We start from the raw sequence: 22,579 nt of genomic DNA on the forward strand, positions 1-22,579 counted from the left end.
CCGCGACGTTATTATTTTTGCACGCTATTGTAGGCCTGGGTAAATTCGTCGATGATCTTGTCGCCGCCTTGTTTGCGCCATTCTTCCGTCGCTTTGGCGAAGCCGGCTTCATCGATATCGCCCATGATGAATTTGACGCGGGCATCGTTGATCACCTTGACCAGCTCTGCGCCGATCTCCGAATTAGTCGGGGAGATAAACGGCTCGATCACGCTTGGCACTGCATTCGGCACATTGTCCTTATACAGCTGCTTCACTTTCTTCATTACGTCCGATTCGGTCGGAAACGTCAGGTCCGAAGGCGCGATGCGGAGCTGGCTCAGCGTATCGACCTGATCCTTCCACAGCTGTTCGTTCGTAAACACCGGATTTCCGTTCTCCGTTTTATAATGTACGCCTTCCACCCCGAATGCAAACAGCTTCAAGACTTCTGGATCCATGTTTTTGTCGAAATACGTCAGGATCTGCTTCAGATCCTCTTCCGTCTTGACGCTGGATTTCGGGAACATGAATACGCCGGAATAGCCGGAGTTCGCAGGCAGCTTGTCGCCGCTTGGCCCCTCGAGCCCGAGCACGAAATCAATCTTGGCCTCCGGATTCAGCTTGAACAGATCCGAATGCTTGGCGTTCGCGTCGTCGATGCTGGAAATATACAACCCCGCTTTGCCCTGATTGATGTTGTCCTGAAGCTTCGTCCCCTTGACCGCGCCAAAATCCTGGTTGAGCAGCTTCTCCTCGTACATTTTTCTGAGCAGCTTAAGCGCTTCCATATATTCGTCCGTCATAAAGTCCGGCGTAACCTTGCCGTCCTTGACGCCCCACTGGTTGAAGCCGCCCATCGCCGTCTCGATCACGACGGTCGTATCCGTCATCAGGTTGTCGTCCGACAGCGACAGGCCGAACGTGTCATTCTTGCCGTTCTTGTCCGGATCGTCCAGAGTAAAGGCCTTCGCAATCGTATACAAGTCGTCGACCTTCTCCGGCTGCTGGAGCCCCAGATTGTCGAGCCAGTCCTGACGGAAAATAACTCCTTTGCGCGCCAGCGGGCGGTCGCGGTAGATGCCGTAAATTTTGCCGTCGACGGAAATATTGTTGGCGATCTGGTCGTTCCAGTATTTCTGCAAGTTAGGATAATCCTTGATATACGGGCCGATCTCCCAGAAGGCCCCGGAGCGGACCGCATTGATGATGGCCGCATTCTTATTGTCCAGCACAACCATCACCTGCGGGAGATTGCCGGAAGCAAGCATCACATTCAGCTTGTCGTTATACGTCGTGCCGGGAATGAACGTCACATCCAGCTTAACGCCCAGTTTCTCCTGCAGCGCCTTGAAGGCGGCGTTGGAATCGTCCGTCGTCGGCGGCTGAGCGGAATAGAACGGCGACATCATGCTGATCCCGACCGGCTGCGGAGCGGGTTCTCCGGTTGGTGCGGCAGCGTTGTTGCCGCTGTTTCCTGCTTCTCCACCGCAAGCGCTAAGCAAGGACAGAGCCGCAATTGCGGCTACGCCTGCGCTTGCCATTTTCATTTTCAACCTTCTCGTCATTCTCATTGAACACCCTCCGTTATTGTAATTATATAAGAAGAACCGGCTGCCGCCGACCACCGGCGGCGGTGCAGTTCGTTTCTTCCCTGAAACCTTATAGAAATTTATAGACCTGAAACTTGCAGATTCGATAAGGGAAGAAGAACTGGCTGCCGCCGACCACCGACGGCGGTGCAGTTCGTTTCTTCCCGCTGCATATAAGACAGCCCGCATATGCTCAGAGGCCGGTTATCCTTTTACCGAACCGAGCAATACACCCTTGGCAAAATGCTTCTGCAGCAGCGGATAAAGCAGAAGGACCGGCAGCGCCGCCACCACGATAACCGAATATTTGATGCTCTCCGGCGGAACGACGACCTCCGACAACGCCCCGGCGTCGCCGAAGCCGCCCGCCGACAGCATGACGATCTGCCGCAGCCACACCTGAATCGGCCACATATTCGAATCGTTGATATAAATAACAGCGCTGAAGAACGAATTCCAGTGCCCTACGGCATAAAACAGCGCGAAGGTGGCCATCGCCGGCAGCGACAGCGGCAGCACGATAGAGAATAGAATGCGCAGCTCGTTGCAGCCGTCGATTTTGGCCGATTCCTCCAGCCCTTCGGGAAGCTGCTGGAAGAAGTTGCGCAGCAGGATCAGATTGAACGCGCTGATCGCGGACGGAATCCAGAGCGACCAATACGTATCCAGCATGCTGAAGCTTTTGACGACGAGGTACGTCGGAATGATGCCCCCGTTGAAGAGCATCGTAAATACGACAAGCAGCATGATCTTGCTTCGCCCGCGCAGCGTTTTTTTGGAGAGCGGATAGGCCATCAGCGTCGTCATCAGAAGGTTGATGAAGGTTCCGACGACGGTGATGAGCACGGTGTTCAGCAAGCTTTGGTAAATGACTTTTGTGGCAAAAATAAACCGGTACGCATCCCATGAAATATTCGTCGGAATAAACACGATTTTTTTGACGAGCAGCTCCTCCGAGCTGACCAGCGAACCGGATATGACAAACAGAAACGGCAGAACGGTAATAAGGCCGATAACCGCCAGCAGTGTATAATTGGCCGCGTCGAACGCTCTGCCGCCCCATGTGCGATTCCCCAAGCTAATACACCCCTTCCTCGCCGAATTTCTTCACCAGCGTATTGGCTGACAGAACGAGAATGAGGCTGACGACCGATTTGAACAATCCGACTGTGGTGCTGTAGCTGAACTGCGCATTGAGCAGGCCGGACGTATAGGCATACGTATCGAACACTTCCGCCACGTCGCGGTTTCCGGAATTCAGCATAAGGAAAATTTGCTCGAAGCCCGAATCGAGAAAGCTGCCCAGCCGCAGAATAAGGAGAATCACGATCGTCGTCTTGAGCGCAGGCAGCGTGATATGCCATAATTGCTGCCAGCGGTTGGCACCGTCGATGCGTGCAGCTTCGTACTGCTGCAGGTCGACGCCAGCCAGCGCTGCCAGGAAAATAACCGTCCCCCAGCCCATTTCCTTCCAGATGACCTGCGAGGTGATCATTGTGCGGAACCAGTCGGGGCTCAGCAGGAAGTTGATTTTGTCCCCGCCGATGGAAGCGAGCGCTTCGTTGACGATCCCTCCTTCCGTAGTCAGCATCGTGTACGTCAACCCGGCCACGACGACCCATGAAATAAAATGCGGAACGTAAATGACCGTCTGCACAATCCGCTTGTACGCCTGCTTCCGCACCTCGTTCAGCATAAGCGCCAATATAATAGGCAGCGGGAAGAAGAAGAGCAGATTGTACACCGCCAGCACCAGTGTATTGCGGAACAGCATCCAGAAGGCCGGATCGGCGAAGAAGCGCTGGAAATGCTTCAAGCCGACCCATTGGCTGTGAAGAATGCCCGCGAACGGCTGATAGTCCTGAAATGCAATAACGACGCCAAGCATCGGCAGATACTTGAACAACACAAAAAATAAGAGGCCGGGAAGCAGCATGGCATACAGCAGTTTCTCCTTGCCAATATCCAGCAACAGCTGCCTGAAATATCCCCGTTCGGACGGTTGCGGCCAGATTGCGCTGCCGTCCGCCCGGTTCCCCGGCTTTGAAGCCGCCGCCCTTCTCATCTTGAACCCACCTTTCCCTGAAAACGTTGACACCCCCATCGTAATGCCGGGCTTCCGTTTCCGTCGATAATCATTATGTTCCCAGTTGCCCGCATGAAAGGCAAAAGCGGTATATAACGGGCAAAAATATTCATTTTCTGCCACTTGCTTATCATCTTCTATTCAGTCCCGCATGGGATGACGATTAAAGCGGGCATGCCTTCATAGACTGTTATCCCGTCGCAGACGATCTCGCAATGAGCCGGCTTCATATGGATGTCGATGCGGCGTCCCCTGTGCACATATCCCGTGATGGAAACCCGTCCCTCGGAGGGCGGCTGCGGAAATACCTTAAGCGATCCGTCCGGTGCGGGCTGCAGACCCGCCATCCCGAACAAAATGGCTTCGGCGCCGGATAGGCCGGCGATGACGTTCGCCCGTTTATGAGCCGGCACCGCCGGACGGTCGCAATAATGCTCCTGGGGGAAATACGGCAAATGTTGACCCATCCATAGCAATCTCCTTAAGACATCCCAAGCCTTCGCGGATTCGCCGGCTTCCCATAAGATAAGGGCAAGCATGGATGCTTCTCCCGTGTAGCAGCCTCCACCCGACCAATCCGGATCGTTCAACTCATAATGCAGCGGATCTTCCGCCGATATGCTGCTTACTCCATAAGGAGCGAGAAACGCGCCTTCCCGCAGATGCGACAGCAGAGCATCCTTCATCGATTCGGTGCACACGCCCATCCGCAGGGCATCGTATGCCTGGATCGTGTACACCCGTTCCTGATGCCCGTCCGGGTAGACGCAATTGAACCACCCCGCCTCTTCATCCCACAGATGATCCCGTATCGACTGCCGGATCCGCTCCGCCTTGTTCCGCCATAACGCCGCTTGTTCGACCGCGGCTTGTGCGGTCGGCGCGTTCCCTTGAGCTTCTTCCTCCCCGGCTTCCATCTGCCCGGCATTCCGGCCTGGACGGGCATTTTCGCCGCTGCCCCGAACATCCGGATGTTCGGCCAGGTCCGCCAGCAGATCATAGCACCAGGCCCGCTCGGCGTTGGGACTTGCGACGATATGCTCATGCGCGGCGCTTCTCATTTCCAGCAAATTATGCTGGCTGCCGTAATCGAGCAGCTCCCAGCGGGCAGGAAACCTCTCCTCCTCGCTCAGCAGCAGCCTGTGCATCGTCCCGTACAGCTGTCGTCCTTCGCCGTTCTGCTGCATATTGCTCCACACCAGATTAAAGAACGACCACATATTGTAGGAATAGGGCACGTCCTTGCCGGCTCCGCTTGGCGAAAATCTCGAATGGCTCTCGATGCCGCTATTGGCCATAAGCGTCGCCAGCTCAATCATTTTGCCGCTGCCGATCATCATGGCAAGCATTCTTCCCGCGTAGCCGCCCGTATCCCACGGATAGCAGCAAACTCCCGCTCCCTCCATGCCGGATACAACCGGGAAAGGCGTCATGGCGAAATCCGGATGCTCCCACATGCAGACCAATCCGCTGACAAGGGAACGGTTATAATATTCGTCCAGCCCGGGAATATCGCTTTCCAGACGGGGCACGGAGCCGCACATCCGTTCAATACGCTCCCGCCACACATCTTCCGTCCGTTTCTCCCAATCCGCCAAGCTTCCATGCGGACATTCCTCGCCGCAACGCGTCAGCACAACGGACAAGCGGTATACCGCTTCCTCACCCGGAGCCAGCAGGGATGACCGCTCGTCATCCTGAAGCAGCGTCAGCCGCGCTTCCTCATTCTTCCAAATACCAGGGGCAATCATCTGCGCCGATTCTCCCGGCTCAGGGTGCCCATAATCCCAGTCGTCCAGCGGCTGGAAGCGGAGGCGCCCCGGCGTCAGACGAGGCTTAACGCCAACTGGCATGCTCCGGTCCGTGCGGTTGACGATTGTCGCGCTCAGCACAAACCCGGTGCTGTCCGCCAGCGGTACGAGACTGCTCCGGACAAATAAGGAGATGAGCCGGCCTTCGTGCATATAATGATACGTGCCTCGGCGCGTAATCCGGTCCGGCCGCCACTCGCCCCCTGCGTACAGCAGCCCGCAGTCCCCCTTCCCCAAATTCCCGGTATCGCTTACCGCATGCCCGTCGGCCTCGATATCCAGCAGCAGCTGAACGTCGCGCGCCGCGAACGGCGGGAAGAACAAGCCTTTCACGCCTGCCGCAGTATTGGCAAGGGGAGCGACCGTGCCTCGGCCGCTTCCCACCCAGATATGATGGGCTGGTGCGAGGCTCGCCCGCAAATCGAAAGCAAAGTCATCCAATTGAAAATTCATCGTTTCACCGGTCCTTACACTGCAGTTTGCATTGTCCGCTTGAACATGTTCATGGCGCGGACATTGCCCTCCTTAATCGTAAGGACGGTTCCGGTTCAGGTCGATATTCATTTCCGGGGCAGTTTGGGCGTTCCTCGGAGGGATGAGGCTTTTGAAGGCGCATCGTATTCAATTTCTTTTGCGGAGCATTCATTTCCGGCCTGTGAAGCGGGGGTTGAAATCAGGCGTGAACGTTATGCGGGCCTGCACCGCGCTGAACATGTCATGCCGCTGCCCTTTCGGCATCAAACCTCCTTCTCAAAAATTGTTCTAGACAAATTATGATCCAGATTCCCCCATACGCTCACCAAAACCCCTATTTCCCTTGAAAACAGGCACTTCATCCGGAGAAAAGGAAAAATTTATATAGACAAATTAACCGAAGCTTTACATGCAGTTAGCATTCGTCGCACTTTTCTTTATTCCCTACTAACATTCGGCACTTATGCTGAATACAGGTGATCATCCTAAGTTGTGGCCATGGCAAGGAGTGAATGGAGTCCATTATGACAAATCGTTATTCAGATATCTGCGCTACTCTCATCCGGGAAATTGATCAGGGACTCTTCAATGAAGGCGAGAGACTGCCGACGGAGAAGGAGCTGTGCAGCCGGTTCGAGGTAAGCCGGGAAACGATCCGCAGATCACTCAAGCAATTGATCGAGCTTGGGCGGATTCACGGCATCCAGGGTTCGGGTTATTATGTGCGGCGTCAGGGCCAGCATATGAAAAGCACCATCAACCGCTTTTCCAGCATCACCGAGCTGATTCGGAACGCGAATTTGACCGAAGGCGATCTGGAGGTTCAGATTTTCAAACGCAAGCCCGATGCGCAAGAAATTCAACTGCTGGATCTGAACAGCCAGGACGTTGTATTTGTCATCGACCGGATTCGAACGGCCAACCGCGAGCCGGTGGTCTATTCCAAAAACATCCTTCCCCAAAGTATTGTGGGAGCCGATTTTCCGGAGAAGTTCGAGCCCGGCTCATTGACCAAATGCCTCAGTCAGAAGTATGGCATTACGATCTCGGAGGCGCTGATGGAAATATGCGCCGTGACGGACGAGGACATGCTCCCGTATCGTCTGAAGATGAGCAATTCCCCCCTGCTGAAATTCATTCAGGTGCATTACGATGCGAAGGGGGCGCCGGTCTTTCTCTCGTACGACTTTATGCGCAACGATATGATCCGTTTTTTTGTCAGGCGTACCTGAGATTCGGCTTCGCGATTTCATCGCCTGAGCATCCGATTGTCCAAAATTCATTTGTCGAGGAGAATGCTACGTGAAAATCCAGCCCATGCTTCAATGGAAGTACACTGCCGCAATTATTGCCGTACTGACTCTGCTGCTTTCCGGATGCGGACAGGCCGTTCAGGAAACAGCCAACAATACGAAACAGGTGGAAAGCGGCCAGAACCCCAATACGGCCTCGGATATCGATACAGGCGGCACGAAGGAGAACATCGTTCAGACGACCGGGGATGTGGAAATCGTGCCGATCGAAGTCATGACACCCGACTCCTCCGCTCCGGCCCGGGCGAACAATTTCATTAAAGCTGCCGATATGCTCAATGCCCAGCTGGAAAAGGAAAACGCCAAGCAGCGGGTCAAGGTCAACGCCGTCGTTAAGCCGCTGGCAGACGAGGATTTCAAGCAAAATTTCATCTTTGCCTCCAAATCGGGCAATGCCTCCGATATCTATGCGACCACCTTTTCCAATATCGGCTGGATGGCGGACGGGGATTATCTGCTGAATCTCGACGGAATTGAGAAAGAAGACGTCTTCAAAAACCAGATTGCCGGCTACTGGGATGCGGTGACCTGGGATAAGAGCGTCTGGGGCGTCATTCAGGATACGGAAGCCCGCCCGGTCTATTTCTGGAAGCCTGCGCTGAAGAAGCTTGGCTGGACGGACGAGCAGATCGCGGAGCTGCCGGGCAAGGTCGAGAAGGGCGAATTCACGATGGACGACATGGACAAGATCGCCAAGGACGCCGTCGACCAGAAGATTGTCCAGAACGGGTTTGTGCCGACTACCGGCCAGAGCGACCTGGCTCTCCTCTTCTACAGTCACAATGTGGAGATGTATGACCAGGAGAAGGCTGAATATGTGCTGGATAAAGCCCATATGACCGATACGCTGCAGTGGATCAAACAGCTGCTCGATTCCAAGGTGCTGCCTGCAGCTGCGCTCGCAGCTCCCAAGGACGACAACCTGAAGGCGATGATCAACGGAGAATCGATGTTCATGGTCGCCGGCGTCTGGGATGAAGCGAAATGGAGAACGCGCGGCATGGAGAAAACGCAGGGGAATGTTTCGACGGACTTCATTATGCAAAATATCGGCGTTATGCTGATGCCTCCTACGGAGAAAGGCGGCAAGCCCGTCACCGTATCCGGACCATGGACATACGTCGTCAGCAAGCAAACGAAGTACCCCGAGCTGGCCAAACGCCTGCTGACCTATGTCAGCGCGCCGGAGCTGCAGAAGGAGCATGACGAGCAAAGCTCGCATCTTCCGTTCACGAAGGAGGGTCAGGAGCAGATCAAAGACAACGTATGGCTGAATGCCAACAGCTATTTGATCAACTATTCGAAATTCATTCCGAATGATCCCGATCAGCCCAAATTCGCAAAAATTTATACGGATGCCATCAAAAACATCGCTTCAGGCAAAAGCCCCGAAGAAACGGTGAAGTGGATGGAAGAGCAAATGAAGCTGAATCTTGACAAATTTACGGTAAAGTGATGTGGTCGGCATGAAAGCTATGCATAACGATACCAAACCGCAATTCCCCCAGCAGGAAGCTGGGGGATTGCGCGGCAAGCTGCGGGAATACGGCATCTCGGGAATGATGCTGAGTCCGTTTTTGTTTAATCAATTCGTCCTGTTTGCCGCGACGGCTGTCATCGTCATCCTGATCGCCTTCACCTCGATGGACTCGGCGCTTCGCTTTGATTTCAGCGGGCTGACGAATTTCCGCAAAGCGCTGATCGACCCCAAGGTCGGGCTCATTATCGCCAATACGGTCCTGTTCGTCATATCGACGCTGGTCATACAGATCGCCTGGGGATTTGTCATTGCGGTAACGACCACCCATTATGTGCGCAATCAGACGGTCGGTTCCCTGTTCAGAACGATCTGGCTGCTTCCCCGCGTATCGCCGGGCGTGGTCGAGGCGCTGCTCTGGACATGGATTCTAAGCCCCAGCAAGTACGGTGTGCTTAATACGATTATGCATGCCTGGTACGGCTGGGAGCCTGTAGCCTGGCTGGATAAATACCCGATGCTGATCAATATTCTGCTGTCGGGAGTCATGGGTTCTACGCTGTCCATGATCGTATTCTCTTCTGCGCTGCAGGCCGTGGACAAATCCTACTTCTATGTTGCCCGCGTGGATGGAGCCACCGAATGGAGCATTCTATGGAAGCTGATCGTTCCTTTCCTCCGGTGGCCGCTTACCTTTCTTGCGGTATGGCAGGGGCTCGGCCTGCTCACCAGCTACGAATCCATCCTGCTGCTGACCGACGGCGGGCCGGCCAACCGCTCGGAGACCTGGGCGCTCTACGCGTTCCATACGGCATTCTTCACATTGGATTTTGGCTATGGCTCGGCAATCTCGCTGTTCATACTGCCCATCATTGTCATAGCCATGGTGGTGTCGTACCGGTTGTTCGGCTTCCGCAAATTAATGGGAGGCGCCCGCTGACGGGCGACGAAAGGAGGCTTTATACATCATGCCAGGCAAAACGGTTGAAGCCGGTACACTGCCGGTTCGTCCGGTTCGATCGGAGAGCTTTACGCCGCCGGTCCGGATCGGACGCATCAGGGGACTGCCCAATCTATTATCGATCGTCCTGTTGACCATTGTGACGGTACCGCTGCTGTTTATTTATGTATGGCTTATTCTGATTTCATTCGGCGGCGAGATGGTCAACGGCATTATGCCGCATGGCTTTACCTTTCAGAACTGGAGCTTCCTCTGGTCGGAGCTTAAGGTTGACGGCATGGTTTATCCGAGCATCTGGGGCATTTTTGCCAATACGCTGATCATTGCCGTCGGCTCCTCCGTGCTGGAGGTGTCTGCCGGCCTGATGGCGGGCTATGTCATTTCCCGGGCCAATTTCCCGGGGAAGAACGGACTGCTGCACTCCACGATGCTTACTCACGCCTTCCCTGCCGTGACGTCGCTGATCGCTTCCTTCTATATTCTCAACGAGCTGGGGCTGATCAATACGCTCGGCGGCATCATTCTGCTGAAGGGCTTTGCCGGACTCGGCATGTCGACCTGGATTATCAAGGGCTTCTTCGACGATGTGCCCAAGGAGCTCGAATGGGCCTCCAGCGTAGACGGCAGCAGCCGGATCAAGACATTCATGGCAGTCTATCTGCCGCTCGTCTGGCCGGGAATCGTGGCGGTCTCCCTGTTTGCTTTTCTGAGCGGCTGGGGCGAATATATCATGGTTTCGGTTTTCTTGTTTGACGACAATATCAACACGCTTTCGCTGATCGTCCGGAGTCTGTTCTCGGAGACGTCCACGGCAAGCTATGGCGTCGTGATGGCAGTGGGCAGCTTCTATATGCTGCCATGCCTGATTCTGTATTTCTTCTCCCAGCGCGCGCTGATGAGAATGAAAATGTAAAGGAGGCTTCGTCATGCGCATTGAACTGCAGCATGTTTCCAAACGCTACGAAGCGGAAGCGCCGTCCGTCAAGGACCTGAGCCTGTCGGTGCAGGACGGCGAGCTGATGACGATTCTGGGCCCGAGCGGCTGCGGCAAGTCCACCACGCTGCTGATGATTGCGGGCATCTTCCCGCCTACGCAGGGAGATATCCTGTTCGACGGGCACCGGGTGAACAACGTGCTGCCGAAGGATCGGCGAATCGGCATGGTGTTTCAGAATTCCGCGCTGTATCCGAATATGAATGTTCTGAAAAATATCGAATTTCCGCTGAAAAATATGGGTGTTGCCCGCAGAGAAAGAGTGCAGCGGTCCGAAGAGGCGGCGCGGATGGTGCAGATGAGCGATTATCTGCGGCGCAAGCCGGGCCAGCTCTCCGGCGGACAGCGCCAGCGGGTCGCCATTGCCCGGGCGGTTGTGAAACGGCCGGGGCTGCTGCTGCTCGATGAGCCCTTGTCCAGCCTGGACGCCAATCTGCGGGGAAATATGCGCGAAGAAATCAGGCGGCTGCAGAAGGAACTGGGCATTACGACCATTATGGTCACGCATGATCAGGAAGAGGCACTCTCCATGTCCGACAAAATTGCCGTGATGAACGCCGGGGAACTGCAGCAGATCGGCACTCCGCTTCAGCTGTACAACGCTCCTGCAAACTGGTTCGTCGCCAATTTTCTCGGCATGCCCGCAATGAATGAATTGATGTGCAGCTGGCGCGCCGACGGCTGCCTGCAGATAGCAGATACAGGCCAGACTATTCCCGTGAATGGCGGGTCCGGGCTCAGCGCTCTGCATCAGGGTCAACAGATGCGGCTTGCCTTCCGTCCCCATCAGGTCTCGCTGATCACGGCAACCGACCAATTCAGGGAAACCGATTTAAGAGGCAGAGTCGCTTCGGTTGAATTTACCGGAAGAGAGCGCCTCGTTCATATCCGGATTGGCGATACAGTCATAAAGGTGTATGCCGATATGGCCGAATCTCTTGATGAGCATCAGGAAATCGCCATTCGGCTGGACGCCGATTACTACCTGTTCGACCGGGAATCGGGCGAGAACCTTCGGCTGCCCGCCGCGGGCGGACAGCCGAAAATAAGTGAAACGGGAGACATGCCTTTTGTTAAACAAGCAGCCTATTCCCTCTAATCAACAAACCGGGCAGCGCATACCGATCCGCTGGATCGTCTCCGATCTGGATGGTACGCTGCTTGATTCCAAACAGCAGATTCCTCCCGAGCTTGTCCGGCGCATCGCCTGCTTCACCCAATCGGGCGGACGCTTCACGTTCGCTACAGGAAGAACCTTGAGCGCGGCCATGCCGTTTATCTCGTTGCTTCAGGTGACATCACCTGTTATTTTGTTCAACGGCGCCCGCATCTATGATCCGGTCTCGGGCACCTATCTGACGGAGCACTATCTGGAACCTCCCGCAGTCCGCCATGTTATGCGCATGTACGAGGAGGCCGGTACCGCCGGACAACTCGATCTGCTGCTGTTTCACCAGGAGGGCATATTCTGTACAGCTATGTCGGAGCAGGTAAAGCAGCAGATGCGCAAGGATGGCGTCGTCATTGAGACGGCTTCGCCGCTGTGGATGGAGTCCATCTCCGGCAAAGTCACCAAGCTTATGCTGCTTGGGCCAGAAGCCGAAATTATCAGCTTTCAAAAAGCCGCATCCGCAATCCCGCTTAATACCGTCCAGTCCGAGCGGCAGCTGCTTGAGGTGCTGCCTTCCGGGATCAACAAGAGCATCGCCTTGTCGGCGATGATTCGTCTGGTCGGAGCGGAAGCGGACGGCTTCGCTGCTGTCGGAGATAATCTGAACGACCTGGAGATGATCGGCTCGGTCCGCAACGGGTTTGCCGTCGCGAACGCCAATCCCGTCGTCAAGGCCGCCGCCGCGCATGTGCTTGCCCGCAGCAACGAGAAATCGGCGCTGCTTGATGTCATTGATTTTGCGGAGTCCACCTGGCCGTCCGGGCATGGATGGCCGGGTACCTGACGAAACAATTAAAAGGAGATGCGACAACGATGATGACCCCTACCAATCATGCGATTTTATCCGAAAACGAGCTGCCGCCGGGAACGATATTCCCCAGCTCCGCACCGCGCTACCCCAACATCTGGGTTCTGGTGCATGAGTCGCTGGCAGCCAATTACAGGGCTGCGATTACTCTGGTTATGCAGCTGCTTGAAGAATGCACCGACATGTACAATGATTTCGGCTATGCGCATACAGGCGAGGGCTGCGACGCGTTTGCCCGCAGACGGGGCCTTCAGCCCGTTCATTTGGGTCCGGACGGTGCAAGAAGCCACGATCACTGCGTGCATCTGAGGTTTTATTACTCCCCGCTTTACGCGGGAAATCCGGTCGAGACTGCTGAGGGCCGCTATTATCAAGTGGCTGCCAGCGTGCACTATGAGGTTGACCGTCCCAAGAAGTTCCATCCGTATGTCGACGAATGCCCGTATTGCGGATGCACAGGCGAATATGAGGCCTATATGGGCGGCACCATCAAGGATAAGAACGAGAAGGTTCACGATCCGCTTGGCGTGGAGCTCGTTCTATACGGCACTATCCGGGGCGAAGCCATTGTCGCCTACGACGGGTTGAACCGCCTGGACGACAAGTATGACGTCCGCATAAGCGAAATCGTTCCGGGTCCGGACCGGTCGGATATCACGACCGCCAAGGTCGGCGTTGTTTTTCTGGCTCCCCGCAAATAACGGTTCCAAGGAAATGATGGAGGAAATGAGATGAGCAAGCTTCGTTATGGAATTATCGGGATCGGCAACATGGGATCCGGTCATATCAAACTGCTGCAGGCCGGTAAAATTAAAGGCGCCATACTGACAGCCGTATGCGACTTGTTCGAGTCCAAACGCGAATTGGCCCGAAAGCATCTGCCGGATGTGAAGGTTTTTGAAGATTCTACCGCAATGATCGATTCCGGACTCGTGGATGCGGTTATCGTGGCCACTCCGCATTACGATCATCCTTCGGAAGCGATCAAGGCTTTTGGCAAAGGCATGCATGTTCTGATCGAAAAGCCTGCAGGCGTCTATGTCAAACAGGTGCGTGAAATGAACGAAACTGCCGCGAAGAGCGGCACCAAGTTCGGTATCGTCTACAACCAGCGGATGAATCCGCTCTATCAGAAGCTCCGCGAATTGATCTCCTCCGGAGAGCTCGGGGAAATCCGCCGGACCAACTGGATTATTACGAACTGGTACCGCTCGCAGGCTTATTACGATTCCGGAACCTGGCGCGCGACCTGGGGCGGCGAGGGCGGCGGCGTTCTGATCAATCAATGCCCTCATCAGCTTGATCTGTGGCAGTGGACCATCGGCATGATGCCGACGCGGATTCGCGCATTCTGCCAGATGGGCAAGCACCGCGACATCGAGGTGGAGAATGATGTGACCGCCTACGCGGAATATGAGAATGGCGCTACAGGCGTCTTTATTACTTCAACGTCGGAGGCTCCGGGCACCAATCGGCTGGAGGTGTCGGGCGACCGCGGCAAAATCGTCATCGAGGACGGAAAAATGACCTTCTGGCGGCTTCGTGAATCGGAGACCGAATTCAATAAACGCAATACCAGCTCCTTCGGTTCGCCGGAGGTCTGGAAGTTCGAAATTCCTTCTCAAGGTCCGAGCCCGGAGCATGCCGGCATTCTTCAGAATTTCACGGATGCGGTGCTGCATGGAGCGCAGCTGGTTGCCCCCGGCGAGGAAGGAATTGCCGGGCTTACGATTTCCAATGCCATGCATCTGTCCACCTGGCTGGACGGCTGGGTCGATCTGCCATTTGACGAGAATCTGCATGAGGCCGAGCTGAATAAACGTATCGCGGAGTCCAGCTTCCAGAAGCAGGCCAGTGCGGAGACAGCAGACAAGCCTTCCGATCTTTAGCGCAACGCTTTAACCATCTATCGTCGTTTAATTGCGCTGCTCCTTTCCGCCCCGATGGACAAATTGAAACCGAGGAGTGTTTTCCATTATGAAAAAAAGCCAAATAGCCGCCCAATTATATACAGTGCGTAATTTCACGAAAACTGCCGAGGATCTGGATGCTTCCCTCAAAAAGATCAAGGAGATCGGTTATGAGGCGGTGCAGGTATCCGGTATTGGCCCCATTGAGCCGGAGGCTGTCCGGGAAATGTGCCAGCGGCACGGATTGACGATTTGCGCAACGCATGTTCCATTTGACTGGCTGCTTCATGATCTGGAGTCCGTTATGAAGGTTCACCAATCCTGGGGCTGCCGCTACGTCGGAATTGGATCGATGCCTGCCGAATTCAGAACCGGCCTGGCAGGCTATCAGGATATGGCCCGTACTCTGTCCGGTATCGGCGCGAAGCTGTCCGAGGCGGGACTTGAGCTTATTTATCATAATCATAAGTTTGAATTTGAGAAATTTGAAGGCAAGCCTGGTCTGGAGTGGCTGCTGGATGCATCGGATGCTGCGCATGTCGGATTTGAACTGGACACGTACTGGGTTCAAGCAGGAGGCGCCGATCCCGTGAAATGGGTCCGCAAGGTTGAGGGGCGGATGAAGGTCGTACATTTGAAGGATATGGCGATCGTGGACGACACGCAGGTGTTTGCAGAGATTGGCGAAGGAAATATGGACTGGCCAGCCGTTATCGAGGCATGCCGGGAGACTGGCGTAGAGTGGTATGTTGTAGAACAGGATAAATGTCCGGGAGACCCTTTCGAAAGCCTGGCGGTCAGCTATCGCACCCTCAGCAGTTGGGCTGACTAACACCCGATATATTTCATTTTCAAGCCCGAAAATGCTGATTCATAATAAAATTCGATCACCTTGATAACAGAACTTTATCAGCCGCGGGGTATTAACATGATAAGATAACAGTAATGCTACAGATCGGAAGTGTTTACTCATGACGTTCTCCTGGAAGCGCAATCTGTTGGTCTTATGGGTCGGCTCCTTCTTCGTCAGCACCGCTTACTCCGTTTCGATCCCCTTCCTTCCTATTTTCCTGCACGATCAGTTGGGCGTGCAGGATCACCTTGAAACCTGGACCGGCGTTACCTTTGCCATCACCTTTCTCGCCGCCGCGCTAATTGCCCCTTTCTGGGGATCGCTTGCCGACCGCTATGGGCGGAAGCCGATGATGATTCGTGCGGGCATTTGCCTGACCGCCACCTATCTGCTCTATTTTCTCGTGCAGAATCCCTACGAGCTGATCGCCGTGCGTATTCTGGAAGGTCTGTTGGCGGGATATATTCCGGCTACCGTCGCCCTGGTCGCAACCAACACGCCGGAAAATCATGCGGGCTACGCGCTCGGTATTTTGTCCACCTCTACCGCTGCGGGAGGCATCATCGGTCCTCTTGCCGGTGGTCTGGTCAGCCAGTGGGTCGGCAATCGCGAAGCGTTCATAGTCTCGTCTGGGCTTGTCTTCATTGCCTTCTTCATCGCTATCATCTGGGTGAAGGAGGTTAAAATAACGCCGTCCACCACGCGGCGGAAAATATCCGCAGACTTGAAGGAAGGCGCGTCGAACCGCGGACTGATGGTCCTTTTGGGCATAACGCTGGCTGTCTCCACGTCCGTGATGATCATCGAGCCGCTGTTGACGGCGTATGTGCTGAAGCTGGGAGCCTCCGAAGGGTCGGCCACGCTCAGCTCAGGCATTATCTTCTCATCGGTTGGTATCGCGACGTTAATCGCCGCTCCGATATGGGGCAAAATCGGGGGAAGGATCGGCTACGGGAAGGTTCTCCTCATCGGATTGGCGGGCGGAGGCATCGGCAATTTGCTGCAAATCGCGTTTCATGACCTGGTCAGCTTCGGGGTTTTACGCTTCGTCTACGGCTTCTTTTTCGCCGCCGTCTACCCTGCGATCAGCGCATCCATCGTCCGTGCGACGGATTCCGGCTTTCGCGGCCGCGCCTTCAGCCTCAATCAATCGGCTACCCAGATGGGATTGATGCTCGGTCCGGTGACCGGCGGATTATTAGCCAATTTGATCTCCATTCCTGCCGTTTTTCTGATCAATGGCACCTGCATGCTGATCATTGCCGTACTGGTCAGGAACCGAACATTCTCCTTCAAGCCGGCAATCCCCGGCAGTGCCGATGCCGATGCTGCCGTCAACAAAAGCAAGGCCGTGACATAACCGCCGCGGCCTTGCTTTATTTTAATCCGCCTGCCCTTGGAGAATCGGCAGACGGATAACGAAGGAAGTGCCTTTGCCGGGATTGCTCAGCACCTCGACGCTGCCTTCGTGCTCATCGAGAATCCATTTGGCTATGGATAATCCAAGACCCGTACCGGGCGTAACCCCTCTTGAGGTATCGGCACGATAAAACCGTTCAAATACATGGGGGATCTCGTGAGCAGCCATCCCGATGCCGCTATCGCTGATCGTGAAGACAATATGGTCCGCTGTCGCGGAGGTTTGGAGTTCAACCCAGCCTTCCAGGGTGAATTTAAATGCATTGTCAAGAAACAGGAACAGCAATTGTTGAAGATAATCCTTATCGCCTGCAAGATAAAGACCCTCCAGCACCTCCATATTTTCTACCCTGAAATGCACCGATTTGGGGATTAATTGCGCTTTTCTTACGACGGCTTCTACAATTGGCTTGACTTCAAAGCTGTTTTTTTGTATTTGCTGGCCCGCATCCGCTCTTGCAAGGAGCAGAAGATCATTAAACAATCTCCTCATTCGGTTTGCTTCATCTACGATGTCATTAAGCGCCTCCACAGACAGCTCCATCTCATTTTTGTCCGTCAGGCGGTTTGACGTTCCATTGTAAGCCGTCCATATTTTCTGAAGAAACTCGGCATTTCCGCTAATCGTCGTGAGCGGAGTTCTCAATTCATGGGAGGCATTTGCCACAAAGCGGCGCTGATTTACATATAATCTGTCCAATTCGGCGTAATTCGTCTGAATGCGTTCAAGCATTCCGTTAATCGTTTTGCTTAACAGACTGACTTCATCTGCGGCGTTCTGAAATTGTACTCTTTTGCCCAAATCTTCGCTGCTTTGGATTTGCTGCGTCTCTTCTATTAAACTGTAGATGGGTTTCAGGGACCGCCTGGCTGACAGCCACCCGATGTACGAAGCCACGACTACAACCAGGAGCGAGAGGGAAACGAGAAGAAACCGCAAAATCGATAAAAATTTGCTTATAACGCCTATATTATAGGCCGACTGTATGACCCCAACTACGTGATCGTCAAGCATCAATGGATCATTATATATGAGGAAGAGCGAATGCTGGACTTTTGTAGTGACATAATAGCCCTGCTTCTTCTCGTCAAGCATCTTATGGGAAAAGGGCAGCTCGACCGTTCCCAGGTTTATTGACCTTGCTTGAGCGCCATTGATCAGATTGACCGCCTGGATATACATACCCGTCTGTACCGTATCGAATTTATCCAACCGGATGGATAGATCCCAGCCAGAAGGGTCGACCTCCAGTTTATATTGGGCGTTTTCCTGAAAAGCATTGGTTTGAGCCTTAAGCGACGACTTCAGATCGTTAAAGATATAAAGCTGTAAGAAGCTGTATAAGGCAACGCCAAACAGGAGCAAAGTGGAAGCCAGGATGCATGAGTATAATAAAGTCAACCTCAAGCGGATTGTCATAAAGTCCTCCGATTGCTTTTCCTTTATTATCCATCCCCCAACTTAAAGCAGCCTTAACAGAACATAAAAAAAGAGGAGCCGCTCCGAAGCAGCTCCTCCATTCCATACATGCACCATATACTGCTCAACCGGCTCCCATGTCCATTTCGGCTTTGACCGGCAGGCCCGCTTGCGCGTGCTCCGGTGCTTTCTGGTTCATGATCGGCATCATGACCAATGCGCCGAGAAGGAACAGCAAGCCTGAGCCGGTATAGATCGATACCAGCGAGAACGCATCCTTCAACACGCCGGCAAAAGACATGGAGACGACCATCATGCCGACGAACATAGGATTCAGCACCCCATTCACCCGGCCGACAATGGAGGCGTGCGACCATTTCAGGATCATCGTGCTGATCCCGATATGAATGCAGGGGAAAACGAGCCCGTTCAGAAATTGCACAGCAAGCGTGATTGGCACGCTCGTCGAATACCCGACAATGACCGTGCATAAGGCCCCAACCAGCATGCCGATGGCAAGCAGAAGCTGCGGTGCGACACGCTTCGCGAAAACAGCTACGATCCCGCCTCCGATCAGCATGGCGACACCATTGACCATCAGAAGGTATTGCAGAAATTCCTTATCCCTGCCGAGTCGCTCCGTGACGATGAACAGATTGAGCGCCTGGGCAACGCCCACGGCAAGACCGGCCAGTACGAACGCCAGTCCGAGCATCCGAAGCACCTGACTCTGCCAGACATAACGGAAGCCCTCGACGAATTCTTTGCGGAACTGACCTTTTACGGCCACTGCCCGCGGCTCCGACTTATCCTGGGGCAGGCGGAACAGGACGAGAGCGGAAAGCAAAAAGACCACGCCCATAACGGCTATTGATGTTTCCAGTCCAAACGTGCTGTAAGTAAAGGTACCAATCATCGGCCCAAGCACCATGAAGATTGCCATCAGAGACTGGAACAATGCCATCCCTTGCTGCAGCTGCTCTTCCGGCACATGCTGCTTGAACAGCCGCATGCCTGATGGCTGCGAGAACTGCGAGAGAATGGCCGAGATAAATGCGACCAGGTAAACGGATTGCCAGGATCCGAAATGAATGGTCAGCAGCACGACGAACACCGATACCGCAGACAACGTGTCGCACCAGATCATGGTCAACCTCGGCTTCCAGCGGTCGGCGAACGTGCCTCCGATGAACGAAAATACGAAAATAGGCGCGAACTCCGCTATGCTGATCAGCGATATCGCGTACGGATCGTTGTTCGTTCTATCCGCAACGTACAGGAGAATCGCGAAATTACGTACCCAAATGCCGAGCTGCAGCAGCACATTGGATAATAGAATCGTCTGCAGGAAACGATTGCCGAGAAGACTCGGCGCGGCAGCGCCTTTCTGTTGTGTATCCAAACTTATTAACCTCCTCATTCATTCATATCCTAAAATATATTGGAAACTCATCCAGGGATCTTGTGAATTTTTCCACATATGGTTATTTTACAGCTCACTTTTTCCCCATCCCTAATTATACGTTCCTTCTGCCTGTTTTCCTCCTTCCAGGGACTGATTTAATTAAATACTTTGTCATTATTTACACCGTATCCAATTGCTCCGAAAGCGATGTCCAATGATCCTCGATCCAATGTATTTCTTCGATAAACCGGCCAAGCAGCCCGCGCAGCCCGCTTTCCGCGCGAACCTCCGTACGGAGCCACCAGAGGGATTCGATCAGGTAAAGCATGCGCATCCCCCGGGTGAGTGTGCCTTGCGGCACTTCCAATTGTTCACGGTACCCGTCCATAAACGCCCGGGCTGCCTCCAACCGCATCCGGCCGTCCAGCAAAGCCCCCGACAGGACCGCGCGGGCCACATCGATTTCCTGGTACGCCATCGACATGCGGTCAAAATCGACAATACCGGCCAATCCCTGCTCATTCAGCACCATGTTATCCACCCACAAATCCCAATGCAGCCATCCCGTCGTGCTTGATTCAAACATGCGAAAATCCATTGACCATACAATGGCCTGTGACCGCCTGAGCCACTCCATCACAGTCTTATCTTCCGCCGCCTGCGCCTTTTCCCAGTTGTCCTGCCATTCTCTCAGATAGGCGTCCTTGTCCGGCTTCCAGGCAGGCTTGTCCAACGGCGGTACGGACCGCAGCCACTTATGCATTCGCCCGGCCGCCGCGCCTAATTCAAACATTTGAGCGGCATTCAGGCACCCGGCTTGAGCCGTGTACCCGTCCACCCAATCCAGCACCGTATAAAACAAGCCCGAAGGCGTTTCCTGTATGAACTGCCCGTTGAAAAGGTAAACCCCTGGACATGGTATTCCGGCGGCGCTCAGCCCGTTCTGCAGCTGGAGCGTCTTCTCGATTGCGCTTCTTCTCTCGGGACGCGCATGCAGCTTGTAGCGCTCCGGGTGATAATACTTGACAAATACCGGTCCCTGGTCCGTCATCATCTTCCACTTAACGTTGAGCCAGCCCTTATCGATCGGCGCCGCTTCCCTTACCGATAGTCCAAACCGATTCTTAAGATGAACCGCGATTTCCGCTGCCCAGTTCTCTTCCACATCTTGAGTCATAGGGTGCAAACCTGTCCTTTCAACGAAATTCATCCCATGCCAAGCGAATCGCTTGTGGACCTGCGCTCGTATAACGCTCAATCCCGACCAAATGAAATCCGTCCTTGCGCACCCATTCCGGTTTTCTCATTTCCCGTCCCCCTGCCCGAGCTTATCGTCCTAATCGTCATAGCCAGTAAATATACGAATATACATTCGCCTTTATTTTGTTAATTCCTGTTATCATCCGGAGATAAAGGAAATTTTATCCGCTCATCTCCCCATACCGGTCTGTGGACTGGCTCAAATTGACTGGCGGCATTGCATGAAGCTATAATACTCAACAAAACAAATAGAAGGACGGTGTCCCTCCTTTGATTACGGGAACGAAAGTTGAATTGCGGCCTGTGTCGCTGGAAGACTTTAAACGAACATACGAATGGCGCAACGATGAGGAAACCGCGAAATTAGAGTCAGGAACCAGCCTGTTTCGCTTTAGCCATATTCCCTCCGAGCAATTGGAAGGCTCTTATGAGAAAGCAATACTAAATCTGGACAAGCGTGAAGAGGGGAAATTCAGTATCTATACACGAGGGGAGCATCCGAAGCATATCGGCTTGATTGTTTACAGGGAATTGAACATTATCTCCCGGCGCTGTACGGTAGGCATCGGAATAGGCGATAAAGAATATTGGAACAACGGCTACGGATCGGATGCCTTGAAGGCGCTCATCCGCTATTTGTTCCAGACCATGAATCTCAATCGTGTGCAGCTCGATACCTGGAGTGGAAATATGCGTGCAATCCGCTCCTATGAAAAATGCGGTTTTGTTGTCGAAGGGCGTTTGCGTAATGATGCCTTTATTGATGGGAAATACTACGATACCGTTATCATGGGGCTGTTAAAAGAAGATTTTAAATACTGATGTTGCTTGGCGCCTGCAAGCGCTGTTGACAAATCGGGGAGGGCTGCCAAATGGCAGCCCTTCATCTTTTATATTGGAGGATAGCTGCTAAGTCTATATGCTCCCGGCAGCAAAATGGTTGCGTTCTCCTGTCCCGCTAATATTTTCTGCGGAGTATCAGCCAATAAACAAAACCAACAACGACCGTTAAAGACATTAACGTTGTCATACAAACCCGCAGCAACTCATAATCCAACGCTCTCCAGCCTGTATACAAAATGATGAGGGACAGACCGCCAAGCAGGAAAACAAATAAGAAGCTGAAAAGCTTATATCCTAAAAGTGCTGCACGCTCGTCCTTTCCCTCTCTGACAACTAAAATAATAAGCCCTACAAATATAAAAAAAGCGATTCCAGCCAAACCGTTGGTCAGCGTTATTATCGTATCCATCATGAATCTCCTCCATTATAGTTTGCATATTGAAACACTTCGGTTATTTCCGCCCCAAGGGCATTTGCGATTTCAAAAGCCAATGTCAAGGACGGGGTATACTTTTTATTCTCAATCGATATGATGGTCTGCCTGCTTACGCCAGCCTTTTCAGCCAAATCTTTTTGGGTCATTTTGCGTTCGGATCTTAAAACGGCAATCCGGTTGGTTAATTGCCGGCTTTGTTCCCCCATTTCCAGTCCCATCTCCTTTCTTCGAGTTAAGTTTGCTTTACTTATTGTAAAACAAACTTTACCTAATGTAAAGCCTGCTTTACACTAAATTGCATTTTAAAACCACCTGTTTTCAGGTGGTTCAGGTTTTTCATCTTTTTCATTAACTGCCCGCATTCGGA

20 protein-coding genes are annotated in these 22,579 nt (G+C 53.6%); 11 read left to right on the plus strand and 9 right to left on the minus strand.

All coding sequences use genetic code 11. The features are described 5' to 3' along the window. Window positions 1–11: 11 nt before the first annotated feature. The 4 genes from AC0YNV_RS35775 to AC0YNV_RS35790 form a co-directional block, all read right to left on the minus strand. A complete protein-coding gene (locus tag AC0YNV_RS35775) occupies window positions 12–1,553 on the minus strand; it encodes an extracellular solute-binding protein (protein WP_475772313.1) in 1,542 nt (513 codons plus the stop codon). A gap of 222 nt (window positions 1,554–1,775) precedes the next feature. Next, window positions 1,776–2,654 (minus strand): carbohydrate ABC transporter permease, encoded by an 879-nt coding sequence (locus AC0YNV_RS35780; protein ID WP_475772380.1) that lies wholly within the window; start codon window positions 2,652–2,654, stop codon window positions 1,776–1,778. Continuing rightward, entirely contained in the window at window positions 2,650–3,636 is a 987-nt protein-coding gene (locus AC0YNV_RS35785; protein WP_475772314.1) for an ABC transporter permease, read from the minus strand. The genes AC0YNV_RS35780 and AC0YNV_RS35785 overlap by 5 nt, the downstream gene beginning before the upstream one ends. 158 nt (window positions 3,637–3,794) lie before the next feature. Beyond that, complete coding sequence (locus AC0YNV_RS35790; RefSeq protein ID WP_475772315.1) at window positions 3,795–5,921, minus strand: MGH1-like glycoside hydrolase domain-containing protein; 2,127 nt, start codon at window positions 5,919–5,921, stop codon at window positions 3,795–3,797. Window positions 5,922–6,466: 545 nt separating this feature from the next. Between AC0YNV_RS35790 and AC0YNV_RS35795 the strand changes: the two genes are divergently transcribed. The 10 genes from AC0YNV_RS35795 (at window position 6,467) to AC0YNV_RS35840 (ending at window position 16,789) form a co-directional block, all read left to right on the plus strand. Continuing rightward, on the plus strand, window positions 6,467–7,174 hold the full coding sequence (locus AC0YNV_RS35795; protein WP_475772316.1) for a GntR family transcriptional regulator: 708 nt from the start codon (window positions 6,467–6,469) through the stop codon (window positions 7,172–7,174). 70 nt (window positions 7,175–7,244) lie between these two features. Beyond that, window positions 7,245–8,711, plus strand: coding sequence for an ABC transporter substrate-binding protein (locus AC0YNV_RS35800; RefSeq protein WP_475772317.1), 1,467 nt, complete (start codon window positions 7,245–7,247; stop codon window positions 8,709–8,711). A gap of 10 nt (window positions 8,712–8,721) precedes the next feature. Beyond that, window positions 8,722–9,672 carry a carbohydrate ABC transporter permease gene (locus AC0YNV_RS35805; RefSeq protein ID WP_475772318.1) on the plus strand — a complete coding sequence of 317 codons (951 nt, stop codon included), beginning with the start codon at window positions 8,722–8,724 and terminating at the stop codon, window positions 9,670–9,672. Between the two features lie 28 nt (window positions 9,673–9,700). Next, complete coding sequence (locus AC0YNV_RS35810; RefSeq protein ID WP_475772319.1) at window positions 9,701–10,606, plus strand: carbohydrate ABC transporter permease; 906 nt, start codon at window positions 9,701–9,703, stop codon at window positions 10,604–10,606. Window positions 10,607–10,619: 13 nt separating this feature from the next. Continuing rightward, window positions 10,620–11,786, plus strand: coding sequence for an ABC transporter ATP-binding protein (locus AC0YNV_RS35815; RefSeq protein WP_475772320.1), 1,167 nt, complete (start codon window positions 10,620–10,622; stop codon window positions 11,784–11,786). After that, window positions 11,758–12,642 (plus strand): HAD family hydrolase, encoded by an 885-nt coding sequence (locus AC0YNV_RS35820; RefSeq protein WP_475772321.1) that lies wholly within the window; start codon window positions 11,758–11,760, stop codon window positions 12,640–12,642. The genes AC0YNV_RS35815 and AC0YNV_RS35820 overlap by 29 nt, the downstream gene beginning before the upstream one ends. Window positions 12,643–12,671: 29 nt before the next feature. Next, the gene (locus tag AC0YNV_RS35825; RefSeq protein ID WP_475772322.1) at window positions 12,672–13,367 is read left to right on the plus strand and encodes a hypothetical protein; all 696 of its coding nucleotides are present in this window, start codon (window positions 12,672–12,674) and stop codon (window positions 13,365–13,367) included. A 30-nt stretch (window positions 13,368–13,397) separates the two neighbouring features. After that, window positions 13,398–14,555 carry a Gfo/Idh/MocA family protein gene (locus AC0YNV_RS35830; protein ID WP_475772323.1) on the plus strand — a complete coding sequence of 386 codons (1,158 nt, stop codon included), beginning with the start codon at window positions 13,398–13,400 and terminating at the stop codon, window positions 14,553–14,555. 88 nt (window positions 14,556–14,643) lie between these two features. Beyond that, on the plus strand, window positions 14,644–15,408 hold the full coding sequence (locus AC0YNV_RS35835) for a sugar phosphate isomerase/epimerase family protein (RefSeq protein WP_475772324.1): 765 nt from the start codon (window positions 14,644–14,646) through the stop codon (window positions 15,406–15,408). Between the two features lie 139 nt (window positions 15,409–15,547). Continuing rightward, window positions 15,548–16,789, plus strand: coding sequence for an MFS transporter (locus AC0YNV_RS35840; RefSeq protein ID WP_475772325.1), 1,242 nt, complete (start codon window positions 15,548–15,550; stop codon window positions 16,787–16,789). 21 nt (window positions 16,790–16,810) lie between these two features. Here the strand turns inward: AC0YNV_RS35840 and AC0YNV_RS35845 are convergent, their stop codons facing one another. The 3 genes from AC0YNV_RS35845 to AC0YNV_RS35855 form a co-directional block, all read right to left on the minus strand. Continuing rightward, window positions 16,811–18,268 (minus strand): sensor histidine kinase, encoded by a 1,458-nt coding sequence (locus AC0YNV_RS35845; protein ID WP_475772326.1) that lies wholly within the window; start codon window positions 18,266–18,268, stop codon window positions 16,811–16,813. 124 nt (window positions 18,269–18,392) lie between these two features. After that, window positions 18,393–19,670 (minus strand): MFS transporter, encoded by a 1,278-nt coding sequence (locus AC0YNV_RS35850; protein ID WP_475772327.1) that lies wholly within the window; start codon window positions 19,668–19,670, stop codon window positions 18,393–18,395. A gap of 181 nt (window positions 19,671–19,851) precedes the next feature. Next, window positions 19,852–20,850, minus strand: a complete 999-nt coding sequence (locus tag AC0YNV_RS35855) for a phosphotransferase enzyme family protein (protein WP_475772328.1) — start codon at window positions 20,848–20,850, stop codon at window positions 19,852–19,854. A 353-nt stretch (window positions 20,851–21,203) separates the two neighbouring features. Between AC0YNV_RS35855 and AC0YNV_RS35860 the strand changes: the two genes are divergently transcribed. Next, window positions 21,204–21,755 (plus strand): GNAT family N-acetyltransferase, encoded by a 552-nt coding sequence (locus AC0YNV_RS35860; protein ID WP_475772329.1) that lies wholly within the window; start codon window positions 21,204–21,206, stop codon window positions 21,753–21,755. Window positions 21,756–21,891: 136 nt separating this feature from the next. Here AC0YNV_RS35860 and AC0YNV_RS35865 read toward each other — a convergent pair whose 3' ends face one another. Both AC0YNV_RS35865 and AC0YNV_RS35870 read right to left on the minus strand, forming a co-directional pair. Beyond that, window positions 21,892–22,188 carry a hypothetical protein gene (locus tag AC0YNV_RS35865; protein ID WP_475772330.1) on the minus strand — a complete coding sequence of 99 codons (297 nt, stop codon included), beginning with the start codon at window positions 22,186–22,188 and terminating at the stop codon, window positions 21,892–21,894. After that, the gene (locus tag AC0YNV_RS35870) at window positions 22,185–22,418 is read right to left on the minus strand and encodes a helix-turn-helix transcriptional regulator (protein WP_475772331.1); all 234 of its coding nucleotides are present in this window, start codon (window positions 22,416–22,418) and stop codon (window positions 22,185–22,187) included. Before AC0YNV_RS35870 ends, AC0YNV_RS35865 begins: the two co-directional genes overlap by 4 nt. Between the last annotated feature and the right edge of the window lie 161 nt (window positions 22,419–22,579).

It is taken from the genome of Paenibacillus sp. JT31N11 (assembly GCF_056269285.1).

Coding starts and splice junctions, on each gene's coding strand:
- AC0YNV_RS35775 (WP_475772313.1), bottom strand. CDS start 1,553: ATGAGAATGACGAGAAGGTTGAAAATGAAAATGGCAAGCGCAGGCGTA.
- AC0YNV_RS35785 (WP_475772314.1), bottom strand. CDS start 3,636: ATGAGAAGGGCGGCGGCTTCAAAGCCGGGGAACCGGGCGGACGGCAGC.
- AC0YNV_RS35790 (WP_475772315.1), bottom strand. CDS start 5,921: ATGAATTTTCAATTGGATGACTTTGCTTTCGATTTGCGGGCGAGCCTC.
- AC0YNV_RS35795 (WP_475772316.1), top strand. CDS start 6,467: ATGACAAATCGTTATTCAGATATCTGCGCTACTCTCATCCGGGAAATT.
- AC0YNV_RS35805 (WP_475772318.1), top strand. CDS start 8,722: ATGAAAGCTATGCATAACGATACCAAACCGCAATTCCCCCAGCAGGAA.
- AC0YNV_RS35810 (WP_475772319.1), top strand. CDS start 9,701: ATGCCAGGCAAAACGGTTGAAGCCGGTACACTGCCGGTTCGTCCGGTT.
- AC0YNV_RS35815 (WP_475772320.1), top strand. CDS start 10,620: ATGCGCATTGAACTGCAGCATGTTTCCAAACGCTACGAAGCGGAAGCG.
- AC0YNV_RS35825 (WP_475772322.1), top strand. CDS start 12,672: ATGATGACCCCTACCAATCATGCGATTTTATCCGAAAACGAGCTGCCG.
- AC0YNV_RS35830 (WP_475772323.1), top strand. CDS start 13,398: ATGAGCAAGCTTCGTTATGGAATTATCGGGATCGGCAACATGGGATCC.
- AC0YNV_RS35835 (WP_475772324.1), top strand. CDS start 14,644: ATGAAAAAAAGCCAAATAGCCGCCCAATTATATACAGTGCGTAATTTC.
- AC0YNV_RS35840 (WP_475772325.1), top strand. CDS start 15,548: ATGACGTTCTCCTGGAAGCGCAATCTGTTGGTCTTATGGGTCGGCTCC.
- AC0YNV_RS35845 (WP_475772326.1), bottom strand. CDS start 18,268: ATGACAATCCGCTTGAGGTTGACTTTATTATACTCATGCATCCTGGCT.
- AC0YNV_RS35855 (WP_475772328.1), bottom strand. CDS start 20,850: ATGACTCAAGATGTGGAAGAGAACTGGGCAGCGGAAATCGCGGTTCAT.
- AC0YNV_RS35865 (WP_475772330.1), bottom strand. CDS start 22,188: ATGATGGATACGATAATAACGCTGACCAACGGTTTGGCTGGAATCGCT.
- AC0YNV_RS35870 (WP_475772331.1), bottom strand. CDS start 22,418: ATGGGGGAACAAAGCCGGCAATTAACCAACCGGATTGCCGTTTTAAGA.